This is a genomic window from Brumicola blandensis (assembly GCF_031846165.1).
In the GTDB taxonomy this organism is placed as follows: domain Bacteria; phylum Pseudomonadota; class Gammaproteobacteria; order Enterobacterales; family Alteromonadaceae; genus Glaciecola; species Glaciecola blandensis.
The window spans coordinates 735,710-745,205 of sequence record NZ_JAVRIE010000002.1 but is presented as its reverse complement, the minus strand read 5'-3'; the positions used below and the strand labels follow the sequence as shown (position 1 = coordinate 745,205).

The following is a 9,496-nucleotide window of genomic DNA, read 5'->3' as shown; positions in this document are numbered from 1 at the left end:
ACTAAAAATCAATTTATTTTAGATTTTTGTTTAACTGCATTTTAAGCTCTTATACTTGCTGATAAACAGTAATGTATGAATGAACTTAACAGCGTTAAAGCAGTCTTAACTTGCTAGACGGGAACTTAATCCCCGAAAGCGACGCGCATTGTAGTCATTTATACGAATAGGTCAACCCTAATACGCATAAAAGTTGATATTTTTCACCAAAGGCGTACCTTAACATTCCTGTTACAAAATCTTGTTGTGCCGATAAGAGTAAAACGGAAGAGGATTTATAGAGATGAAATTAGCTGCAGTTACCCTTAGTGCTTTGTTATTAGTTAGCGCTCCATGCCTTGCACAGGAGACAGAAGACAAAGAATCTTTTGCACAGTCTAGTCATTTCTTAAAGCAACAAGTTAGAAGCAGTAACTCCGTTGGTCGAGCAATCCGAACCGTTTTGGCTCGATACCCAGAAAACACCTACGAATTAGTGAATATTGCTTTAGATACATATCCAGAGAAATATAGACAAATTGTGTCGGCAGCAGTTTCAACACAACCAGCGTATGTTGACGATGTTATAAAACTCGCTCTAGAGAAAAGGCTAGCACCGGCAACGGAGTTAGTCACCCTAGCTATCAACGCAGAACCTAGCTATGCAGAGTATGCTACTGAAGCTGCGTGTAAGTTCTCACCTGATCAATTTACTGAAATTGTCCGCACAGCGGTTAATATGGAACCTGACTCTGCTGACCAAATTGCGAAAACGCTGGCGAAGTCTTACCCAAATAAAACGATTGACGTATTAGTTACCACGATTCAAGAGGTACCCTTAGTCGGTAAGTATGTTGTTGATGCTCTTTTGGCGTTATTTCCTGAAGATTCCACTGAATCTGAGTCGATGATTATCATTTCAGTTGAACAATTAGCTAAACATCCCGAAGCTGTTGAAAGGTTGGTGCAACTTGCAGAACAAAGAGGTATAAACCAAGACTTGGTGAGTGCGAGCGCTAAAAGAGGCGGGTTAAGCGATGTACAAGCTAGTGTTCTTGTTGGTAAGTATTATAAAAACCAATAAGCCAACACTGCTTTCAAACCAAGAGTAATACCAGCATGCTTTAAATAGCAAACTGGCACATGATCAATGGCACTATCGTTTTATAGTAATTTTACACTGTACAACGTCAACATTATCAGCAGTAATGTTCTCGTAAGTCCTACTTAGCACATCTAGCGAATACAAATTCAAAGACCTTCTTGTATCTTCAATGAGTTCAGACATACATGATTGCATTGCGTTTAATTCATTATCCATGTTTTCTAGCGGATATGTGTTGATAAAGGTATTTTCTTCTTTATCCATTTCAGACGCGACCACAACAGAAGTATCAGCAGGCTCTTTTTTAGCTTCCTGTTCCGACTCACTGTTATTTTTACTCTTTTTTATATCTTGATAGACTTCTTTACCAGCTTTAATTGTGTCTGATATTAGATTATCAGGGCTTTCTATCGTGACACATGAGGGCAGGCACAAACACGCTACAATACCAAAAATACTTTTCATCTCTAGCTTCCTTTTCACTTTAACGCCCTTCCCTTAAATTTCAATAGAACTAACAGAACCCGATAAGTATCCTATTTTAAAGAAATCTCTGGACATAAAAAAACCCAGCGCTAAAAGCTGGGTTTTTATTTACAAACCAAAGGCTTGTTTATTCTTCAACTGCTTCAGCTACTTCTTCAGCTTCAACAACTGGACGGTCAACTAATTCAACGAAAGCCATTGGAGCGTTGTCACCTGCACGGAAACCACACTTCAAAATACGGCTGTAGCCGCCTGGACGAGCGTCGTAACGCGGGCCCAATTCGTTAAACAATTTACCTACCACTTCTTTATCACCAGTTCTTGCCATTGCAAGACGACGGTTTGCAACGCTGTCTTGCTTAGCTAAAGTGATTAGCGGTTCTATTACTCGACGCAGTTCTTTCGCTTTTGGCAACGTAGTTTTAATAACTTCGTGTTTAACCAACGAACTAGCCATGTTTTTAAACATTGCTTGTCTGTGGCTGCTGTTACGATTTAACTGTCTACCACTCTTACGATGGCGCATAGCTATATCCTTCTTTACAAATCAGTTTATCTAAAACCTGATTAATCTTTTTCAGCGATTGACTCTGGTGGCCAGTTTTCTAGGCGCATACCTAGAGACAGTCCACGAGATGCCAGTACATCTTTAATTTCTGTAAGCGACTTCTTACCTAAGTTAGGCGTTTTCAGAAGTTCTACTTCAGTACGCTGTACCAGGTCACCAATATATTGGATAGCTTCCGCTTTCAAACAGTTTGCAGAACGAACAGTCAGTTCTAAGTCGTCCACAGGACGAAGTAGAATTGGATCAAATTCTGGTTTCTCTTCTTTCTCAACTGGCTCAGAGATGTCACGTAATTCTACGAAAGCATCTAACTGCTCGGCTAAGATAGTAGCAGAACGACGAATGGCTTCTTCCGGATCTAGTGTTCCGTTAGTTTCCATATCGATGATTAACTTATCTAAATCTGTGCGTTGTTCAACACGAGCAGACTCAACAGAATAAGCAATACGCTCTACAGGGCTGTATGAAGCATCAACTAATAAACGACCAATTGGACGATCATCATCTTCAGAGGAACGACGAGTTGAAGCTGGAACATAACCTCGGCCCATTTCTACTTTAATGCGCATGCTTAATTCAGCTTCGCCAGTTAAAGTACAAATTACATGCTCTGGATTTACGATCTCAACGTCACCATCGTGCTGGATATCGCCGGCAACAACAGGGCCAGCACCAGACTTAACTAGTGTAAGCGTTGCTTCGGTTTTACCTTCAAGACGAACTGCTAGTCCTTTAAGGTTAAGCAAAATTTCGATTACGTCTTCTTGAACACCTTCTTTAGTGCTGTACTCATGTAATACACCATCGATTTCCACTTCAGTCACTGCACAACCTGGCATAGACGAAAGTAAGATACGGCGTAATGCATTACCTAGAGTATGGCCGAAGCCTCGCTCTAAAGGCTCAAGTGTTACTTTTGCACGAGTAGGTGAAACATTTTCAATTTCAACTAATCTTGGCTTTAGGAATTCGGTCACTGAACCCACAATGTATCCTCTTTAGTTAATCTTTACTTAGAGTAAAGTTCGACAATCAACTGTTCGTTAATGTCCGCAGACAAATCCGTTCTTTCTGGAATACGTTTAAAAACGCCTTCCATTTTCGTGTTGTCAACTTCCAACCAAGTTGGTTTCTCGCGTTGGTCTGCTAATTCTAGTGCAGAAACAATACGAGCCTGTTTTTTCGCCTTTTCACGAACAGCAACCACATCTTCAGCTTTTACGTTGAAAGATGGAATGTTCACTACTTTACCGTTCACTACGATAGCTTTGTGGCTAACTAGTTGGCGAGCTTCAGCACGAGTGCTTGCAAAACCCATACGGTAAACAACGTTATCTAAACGCTGTTCTAGAAGCTGCAACAAGTTTTCACCTGTGTTGCCTTTAAGGCGCGCTGCTTCTTTATAGTAGTTTCTAAACTGTTTTTCTAATACACCGTACATACGACGTACTTTTTGCTTTTCACGCAATTGAACGCCGTAATCAGACAAACGACCGCGACGGGCGCCGTGCTGACCTGGTGCTGTATCAATCTTACACTTGCTTTCAATTGCTCTTACGCCGCTCTTAAGGAACAAATCAGTTCCTTCACGACGACTTAGTTTGAGTTTTGGACCCAAATATCTAGCCATGATCTTTCTCCAACTGTCCGTCGATTAAACGCGACGTTTTTTCGGTGGACGACAACCGTTGTGAGGTATAGGTGTCACATCGGTAATATTTGTGATCTTGTAACCCGTTGCATTTAATGCACGGATTGCAGATTCACGACCTGGACCTGGGCCTTTAACGAACACTTCAATGTTCTTCAAGCCGTATTCCTGAGCAGCAACGCCAGCTCTTTCAGCAGCAACCTGTGCAGCAAAAGGAGTTGACTTACGTGAGCCACGGAAACCAGATCCACCAGAAGTTGCCCAAGATAGAGCGTTACCCTGACGGTCAGTGATAGTCACAATTGTGTTGTTGAAAGAAGCATGGATATGAGCCATACCATCAGCAACTTGACGTTTTACGCGCTTGCGGGCGCGAGTAGGAGCTTTAGCCATTGTAACCCTCGCTTACTTTTTAATAGGTTTACGAGGACCTTTACGGGTGCGCGCATTTGTTTTAGTGCGTTGACCACGTAGAGGTAAGCTACGACGGTGGCGAATACCACGGAAGCAACCTAGGTCCATCAAACGTTTAATACTCATTGATACTTCACGGCGAAGGTCACCTTCAACTGTGAATTTAGCAACTTCGTCACGAAGTTTATCAATAGTCGCTTCATCAAGATCTTTGATCTTGGTTGATTCTGATACACCAGCACCTGCGCAGATTACTTTCGCTCTCGTTGCGCCGATACCGAAGATCGCTTGGATAGCGATGACGGCATGTTTGTGATCAGGAATGTTAATGCCAGCGATACGGGCCATTAACAGCACTCCTCTAAATTATTGTTGCTAGCCTAAAAAGCCCGATAGGATACTTACCCAGCAACTAAATTGCAAATAAAGGTTTTAAGGCTCGGGCGCTAGTACAGCAACCCGATATTAAAAACCAACTGTTACTCTTATTTCTAAGAGTAGTGATTAACCTTGCCTTTGCTTATGCTTAGGCTCTACACAGATCACTCTAACAACGCCGTTACGTTTAATGATCTTGCAGTTACGGCAAATCTTTTTAACGGATGCACGAACTTTCATTACATCACTCCGTAATTGGCTAACTTAAAGGACTAGCCTTTAAGATTAGCTTTTTTAAGAACATCCCCGTATTGATGTGACATCAAATGGGTCTGCACCTGCGCCATAAAGTCCATTACCACAACACATATAATGAGTAGTGATGTACCACCGAAGTAAAACGGAACGTTAAACCACAATAGTAAGAACTCAGGCACCAAACAAACAAAAGTAATATAGAGAGCACCGGCTAGTGTTAAACGAGTCATCACCTTATCGATATAACGAGAGGTTTGCTCGCCTGGACGAATGCCAGGAACAAAAGCGCCAGATTTCTTCAAATTATCAGCTGTTTCGCGAGGATTAAAAACTAATGCTGTATAGAAGAAGCAGAAGAAAATAATCGTTGCAGCATAAAGCATTACATATAAAGGATTACCCGGAGACAACGCCAATGAGATGTCAGTCAAGAAAGAGAAAGACTCATTCTGGCCAACCATACCCGCTAACGTGCTCGGGAAAAGTATAATACTAGACGCAAAGATTGGTGGAATAACACCAGCCATGTTTACCTTAAGCGGTAAATGTGAACTTTGCGCTGCAAATACTTTACGTCCCTGCTGGCGCTTAGCGTAGTTTACAACGATGCGACGTTGCGCACGCTCTACGAAAACAACCAAATAGGTAAGTGCAATAATGATGGCACCGATAACAAACAAGAACAGAAGGTTTATTTCACCCAACCTTGCTTGCTCTGCAGTTTGACCAATCGCTGTTGGTAAACCCGCTACGATACCAGCGAAAATAAGTATCGAAATACCATTTCCAATGCCGCGTTCTGTAATTTGCTCACCTAACCACATCAAAAACATGGTGCCGGTAACCAAACTCACGATAGCTGTAAAATAGAAACCTAGGCCAGGGTTAATCACTAAACCTTGCACTAAGTTTGGCAAACCAGTAGCAATACCCACTGACTGGAATATCGCTAATATTAAGGTTAGATACCTTGTATATTGACTAATCTTACGTCTACCCGCTTCACCTTCTTTTTTAAGCTCCATCAATGGAGGGTACATATGCGAAAGCAATTGCACAATAATAGAAGCTGTAATGTAAGGCATAATCCCTAAAGCAAGTACAGAAGCGCGCTCAAGAGCACCACCGGAGAACATATTCATCATTTCTACGATAGTGCCTTTCTGTTGCTCAAATAACTGAGCTAACACGTTTGCATCAATACCAGGGATAGGCACATACGAACCTAGCCTAAACACGATAATTGCTCCAAGAACAAACAACAAGCGAGACTTAAGTTCACTTAGTCCGCCACCTGCTCCTGAATTTAGTCCTGGTTTTGCCATTTAGCTTATTCCTCTACTTTACCGCCAGCCGCGTTAATCGCTTCAAGTGCGCCTTTGCTCACTCGGATCCCGCTTAAGGTAACAGCACGATTAATTTCGCCACTCTTCATCACTTTAACGAACATGATCTCTTTCTTGATGAGACCTGCTGCTTTTAAAGTATCAACAGTAACGATATCGCCTTCTACCTTAGCAATTTCACTAAGTGTAACTTGGTCAGACACAAACGATTTACGTGACGTAAAACCGAATTTCGGCAAACGGCGTTGAATAGGCATTTGACCGCCCTCAAAACCAGGTTTAACAGACCCGCCAGAGCGAGACTTTTGACCTTTATGACCACGACCACCAGTTTTGCCTAAGCCAGAACCGATACCGCGACCAACACGTTTACCTGAATGTTTAGCTCCTTCGGCAGGAGCAAGAGTATTAAGTCTCATAGATTACTCCTCAACTATCTCAACCATGTATTGAACACGGTTGATCATGCCACGAACTGACGGAGTATCTTCCAACTCACGTACTTGTCCGATTTTACGTAAACCTAAACCAACCAAAGTGGCTTTGTGCTTAGGAAGACGCCCGATAGAGCTTTTAGTTTGCTTTACTTTAATCATCTTAGACATGTTCGATTACCCCAAAATATCTTTGACTGACAAACCACGTTTTGCAGCAATCTTCTCTGGCGAATTCATTTCCACTAGAGCGTTGACTGTTGCGCGAACAACGTTAATTGGGTTTGTAGAACCGTAGCATTTTGAAAGTACGTTCTGAACACCAGCCACTTCAAGTACTGCACGCATCGCACCACCGGCAATAATACCGGTACCTTCAGATGCAGGCTGCATGTAAACTTTAGAGCCTGAATGACGACCTTTAATTGGGTGTTGTAATGTATTGCCGTTAAGGTCTACGTCGACTAAGTTACGACGTGCCTTTTCCATTGCTTTTTGGATAGCAGCAGGTACTTCACGTGCCTTACCGTAACCAAAACCAACGCGGCCATTGCCATCACCAACCACTGTCAAAGCTGTGAAACTAAAGATGCGACCACCTTTAACAACTTTTGATACGCGGTTTACGGCGATTAGCTTTTCTAACAAGTCACCCTGTTGTTGAACTTCTACTTTAGCCATTTTAAACTCCTAGAACTGAAGACCCGCTTCACGAGCGGCATCAGCCAGTGCTTTCACACGACCATGATATTTAAATCCACTTCTATCGAAGGCAACTTGCTTAATGCCTTTATCGATAGCACGTTCTGCGATCGCTTTACCTACTGCCGCTGCTGCCTCTGCGTTGCCTGTAGCTTTTAAAGAACCCTTAAGATCTTTTTCTACAGTAGAAGCTGCTGCCAATACTTCAGAACCACTTGGCGCGATTAACTGAGCATAGATGTGGCGAGGTGTACGGTTAATAACCAAGCGATGTGCACCTAACTCACTGATTTTCTTACGGGCGCGAGTGGCGCGACGTAAGCGAGCTGATTTCTTATCCATCGTATTACCTACCTACTTTTTCTTAGCTTCTTTACGACGCACAGTTTCATCTGCGTAACGAACACCCTTACCTTTATAAGGCTCTGGTGGACGATAGGCGCGGATGTTAGCTGCAACCTGACCTACAACCTGCTTATCGGTGCCTTTAACAACGATTTCAGTCTGTGTAGGGGTTTCTACGCTGATGCCTTGTGGCATTTCGTAGACGACAGGGTGTGAAAAGCCCAACGTAAGGTTAAGTTTGCTACCTTGTGCTTGTGCACGGTAACCAACACCATTAAGTTGAAGTTTCTTCTCAAAACCATCAGTAACACCAACTACCATCTGATCTAACAATGCGCGAGCGGTACCAGCTTGAGCCCAGTTGTTAGCGAAACCTTCACGAGGAAGTGCTTTTAACTGGCTCTCTTCTTGTACTACTTCAACAGCGTCGTTAAATACGCGAGTTAATGTACCTTTACTACCTTTTACTGTGACTTCTTGGCCGGCGATTTTAATTTCAACGCCAGATTTGATGTCGACAGGTGCTTTTGCTATACGTGACATAATTCTTCCCCTGTTACGCTACATAACCGATGATCTCACCACCCATGCCTGCATTACGCGCAGCACGGTCAGTCATCACACCTTTTGAGGTAGACACGATAGCAATCCCAAGTCCACCCATCACTTTTGGTAACTCATCTTTTTTCTTATAGATGCGTAAACCAGGACGGCTAACTCGTTCGATTGTATCAATTACTTTTTTACCTTCGAAATACTTCAAAGTAACTGTTAAAACAGGCTTAACACCTTCAGTTACCGAAGAACCTTCGATATATCCTTCAGCTTCTAGTACTTTTGCAATAGCAACACGTACTTTAGAAGAAGGCATAGAAACCGCAACTTTAGAAGCCAATTGGCCGTTACGAATTCGAGTAAACATATCTGCGATTGGATCTTGCATGCTCATAGTCTGCTCTCCTTACCAGCTAGCTTTTTTAAGGCCAGGGACTTCACCACGCATTGCAGCTTCACGAAGCTTAATACGAGAAAGACCAAATTTGCGAAGGAAACCATGTGGACGACCCGTTATACGACAGCGGTTGTGCTGACGTGACGGTGACGAATCACGTGGAAGTTTTTGCAGCTTAAGAACAGCATCCCAACGCTCTTCTTCAGAAGCGTTAACGTCACTGATCACCGCTTTAAGCGCTGAACGTTTCGCTGAATACTGTTTTACCAGCTTGGCACGTTTTGCTTCGCGTGCCTTCATTGATTCTTTTGCCATAACCCTTACACCCTATTTTCTAAACGGGAAGCTAAACGCACTCAAAAGAGCATGTGCTTCGTCGTTAGTATCTGCACTGGTAGTGATAGTGATATCCATACCGCGTACTTTATCCACTTTATCGAAATCGATTTCAGGGAAGATGATTTGTTCACGAACACCCATGCTGTAGTTGCCTCGACCGTCAAAAGATTTCGGGTTAAGACCACGGAAGTCACGGATACGTGGAATAGTAATTGAGATTAATCTCTCAAGGAATTCCCACATACGTTCGCCACGTAGGGTTACTTTACAGCCAATCGGATAACCTTCACGGATTTTAAAACCCGCAACAGATTTTCTAGCAACAGTAACAATAGGTTTTTGACCGGCAATCGCTGCCATATCAGCTTGCGCTGCTTCAAGAACTTTCTTGTCCGCTACTGCTTCACCTAAACCCATGTTTAAGGTGATTTTTTCAATCCGAGGGACTTGCATGACGCTTTTGTACCCGAACTGCTTTGCAAGTTCAGCTACTACTGTTTCTTTATAGAAATCATGCAGTTTCGCCATCGTACTCTCCA

17 protein-coding genes are annotated in these 9,496 nt (G+C 42.8%); 1 reads left to right on the top strand and 16 read right to left on the bottom strand.

Annotated elements, in window-relative coordinates; genetic code table 11:
- Positions 1-283: 283 nt before the first annotated feature.
- Positions 284-1,063: a hypothetical protein gene (locus tag RM544_RS08525; RefSeq protein WP_311361330.1), complete on the top strand. Its 780-nt coding sequence runs from the start codon at positions 284-286 to the stop codon at positions 1,061-1,063.
- 72 nt (positions 1,064-1,135) lie between these two features.
- Here RM544_RS08525 and RM544_RS08520 read toward each other — a convergent pair whose 3' ends face one another.
- From RM544_RS08520 to rplE, 16 genes are all read right to left on the bottom strand, one after another.
- A complete protein-coding gene (locus tag RM544_RS08520) occupies positions 1,136-1,549 on the bottom strand; it encodes a hypothetical protein (protein ID WP_311361329.1) in 414 nt (137 codons plus the stop codon).
- A gap of 148 nt (positions 1,550-1,697) precedes the next feature.
- Positions 1,698-2,096 (bottom strand): 50S ribosomal protein L17, encoded by a 399-nt coding sequence (rplQ, locus tag RM544_RS08515; RefSeq protein WP_311361328.1) that lies wholly within the window; start codon positions 2,094-2,096, stop codon positions 1,698-1,700.
- A 41-nt stretch (positions 2,097-2,137) separates the two neighbouring features.
- The gene (locus tag RM544_RS08510; protein ID WP_311361366.1) at positions 2,138-3,127 is read right to left on the bottom strand and encodes a DNA-directed RNA polymerase subunit alpha; all 990 of its coding nucleotides are present in this window, start codon (positions 3,125-3,127) and stop codon (positions 2,138-2,140) included.
- A gap of 20 nt (positions 3,128-3,147) precedes the next feature.
- Positions 3,148-3,768, bottom strand: a complete 621-nt coding sequence (gene rpsD / locus RM544_RS08505; protein WP_311361327.1) for a 30S ribosomal protein S4 — start codon at positions 3,766-3,768, stop codon at positions 3,148-3,150.
- A gap of 24 nt (positions 3,769-3,792) precedes the next feature.
- Entirely contained in the window at positions 3,793-4,182 is a 390-nt protein-coding gene (gene rpsK, locus RM544_RS08500) for a 30S ribosomal protein S11 (RefSeq protein WP_311361326.1), read from the bottom strand.
- 12 nt (positions 4,183-4,194) lie between these two features.
- Positions 4,195-4,551, bottom strand: coding sequence for a 30S ribosomal protein S13 (gene rpsM, locus RM544_RS08495; RefSeq protein ID WP_195733731.1), 357 nt, complete (start codon positions 4,549-4,551; stop codon positions 4,195-4,197).
- A gap of 156 nt (positions 4,552-4,707) precedes the next feature.
- The gene (rpmJ, locus tag RM544_RS08490) at positions 4,708-4,821 is read right to left on the bottom strand and encodes a 50S ribosomal protein L36 (RefSeq protein WP_075607266.1); all 114 of its coding nucleotides are present in this window, start codon (positions 4,819-4,821) and stop codon (positions 4,708-4,710) included.
- A gap of 32 nt (positions 4,822-4,853) precedes the next feature.
- A complete protein-coding gene (secY, locus tag RM544_RS08485) occupies positions 4,854-6,164 on the bottom strand; it encodes a preprotein translocase subunit SecY (protein WP_311361325.1) in 1,311 nt (436 codons plus the stop codon).
- A gap of 5 nt (positions 6,165-6,169) precedes the next feature.
- Positions 6,170-6,604: a 50S ribosomal protein L15 gene (rplO, locus tag RM544_RS08480; protein WP_311361324.1), complete on the bottom strand. Its 435-nt coding sequence runs from the start codon at positions 6,602-6,604 to the stop codon at positions 6,170-6,172.
- A gap of 3 nt (positions 6,605-6,607) precedes the next feature.
- On the bottom strand, positions 6,608-6,790 hold the full coding sequence (rpmD, locus tag RM544_RS08475) for a 50S ribosomal protein L30 (protein WP_014107681.1): 183 nt from the start codon (positions 6,788-6,790) through the stop codon (positions 6,608-6,610).
- Positions 6,791-6,796: 6 nt separating this feature from the next.
- A complete protein-coding gene (rpsE, locus tag RM544_RS08470; RefSeq protein ID WP_110428000.1) occupies positions 6,797-7,300 on the bottom strand; it encodes a 30S ribosomal protein S5 in 504 nt (167 codons plus the stop codon).
- A gap of 9 nt (positions 7,301-7,309) precedes the next feature.
- Complete coding sequence (rplR, locus tag RM544_RS08465; RefSeq protein ID WP_311361323.1) at positions 7,310-7,663, bottom strand: 50S ribosomal protein L18; 354 nt, start codon at positions 7,661-7,663, stop codon at positions 7,310-7,312.
- 12 nt (positions 7,664-7,675) lie between these two features.
- Positions 7,676-8,209 (bottom strand): 50S ribosomal protein L6, encoded by a 534-nt coding sequence (gene rplF, locus RM544_RS08460; RefSeq protein ID WP_311361322.1) that lies wholly within the window; start codon positions 8,207-8,209, stop codon positions 7,676-7,678.
- Between the two features lie 13 nt (positions 8,210-8,222).
- A complete protein-coding gene (gene rpsH / locus RM544_RS08455; protein ID WP_311361321.1) occupies positions 8,223-8,615 on the bottom strand; it encodes a 30S ribosomal protein S8 in 393 nt (130 codons plus the stop codon).
- 12 nt (positions 8,616-8,627) lie between these two features.
- Positions 8,628-8,933 (bottom strand): 30S ribosomal protein S14, encoded by a 306-nt coding sequence (rpsN, locus tag RM544_RS08450; protein ID WP_311361320.1) that lies wholly within the window; start codon positions 8,931-8,933, stop codon positions 8,628-8,630.
- A 12-nt stretch (positions 8,934-8,945) separates the two neighbouring features.
- Positions 8,946-9,485, bottom strand: a complete 540-nt coding sequence (rplE, locus tag RM544_RS08445; protein WP_195733722.1) for a 50S ribosomal protein L5 — start codon at positions 9,483-9,485, stop codon at positions 8,946-8,948.
- Positions 9,486-9,496: the final 11 nt, after the last annotated feature.

Excerpts from the sequence above, each read along its gene's own strand:
- rpsD (WP_311361327.1), bottom strand. The coding sequence starts at position 3,768 with ATGGCTAGATATTTGGGTCCAAAACTCAAACTAAGTCGTCGTGAAGGA.
- rpmD (WP_014107681.1), bottom strand. The coding sequence starts at position 6,790 with ATGTCTAAGATGATTAAAGTAAAGCAAACTAAAAGCTCTATCGGGCGT.
- rpsK (WP_311361326.1), bottom strand. The coding sequence starts at position 4,182 with ATGGCTAAAGCTCCTACTCGCGCCCGCAAGCGCGTAAAACGTCAAGTT.
- rpmJ (WP_075607266.1), bottom strand. The coding sequence starts at position 4,821 with ATGAAAGTTCGTGCATCCGTTAAAAAGATTTGCCGTAACTGCAAGATC.
- secY (WP_311361325.1), bottom strand. The coding sequence starts at position 6,164 with ATGGCAAAACCAGGACTAAATTCAGGAGCAGGTGGCGGACTAAGTGAA.
- rpsM (WP_195733731.1), bottom strand. The coding sequence starts at position 4,551 with ATGGCCCGTATCGCTGGCATTAACATTCCTGATCACAAACATGCCGTC.
- rpsH (WP_311361321.1), bottom strand. The coding sequence starts at position 8,615 with ATGAGCATGCAAGATCCAATCGCAGATATGTTTACTCGAATTCGTAAC.
- rplO (WP_311361324.1), bottom strand. The coding sequence starts at position 6,604 with ATGAGACTTAATACTCTTGCTCCTGCCGAAGGAGCTAAACATTCAGGT.
- rplF (WP_311361322.1), bottom strand. The coding sequence starts at position 8,209 with ATGTCACGTATAGCAAAAGCACCTGTCGACATCAAATCTGGCGTTGAA.
- RM544_RS08520 (WP_311361329.1), bottom strand. The coding sequence starts at position 1,549 with ATGAAAAGTATTTTTGGTATTGTAGCGTGTTTGTGCCTGCCCTCATGT.
- rplR (WP_311361323.1), bottom strand. The coding sequence starts at position 7,663 with ATGGATAAGAAATCAGCTCGCTTACGTCGCGCCACTCGCGCCCGTAAG.
- rpsN (WP_311361320.1), bottom strand. The coding sequence starts at position 8,933 with ATGGCAAAAGAATCAATGAAGGCACGCGAAGCAAAACGTGCCAAGCTG.
- rpsE (WP_110428000.1), bottom strand. The coding sequence starts at position 7,300 with ATGGCTAAAGTAGAAGTTCAACAACAGGGTGACTTGTTAGAAAAGCTA.
- rplE (WP_195733722.1), bottom strand. The coding sequence starts at position 9,485 with ATGGCGAAACTGCATGATTTCTATAAAGAAACAGTAGTAGCTGAACTT.
- RM544_RS08525 (WP_311361330.1), top strand. The coding sequence starts at position 284 with ATGAAATTAGCTGCAGTTACCCTTAGTGCTTTGTTATTAGTTAGCGCT.
- rplQ (WP_311361328.1), bottom strand. The coding sequence starts at position 2,096 with ATGCGCCATCGTAAGAGTGGTAGACAGTTAAATCGTAACAGCAGCCAC.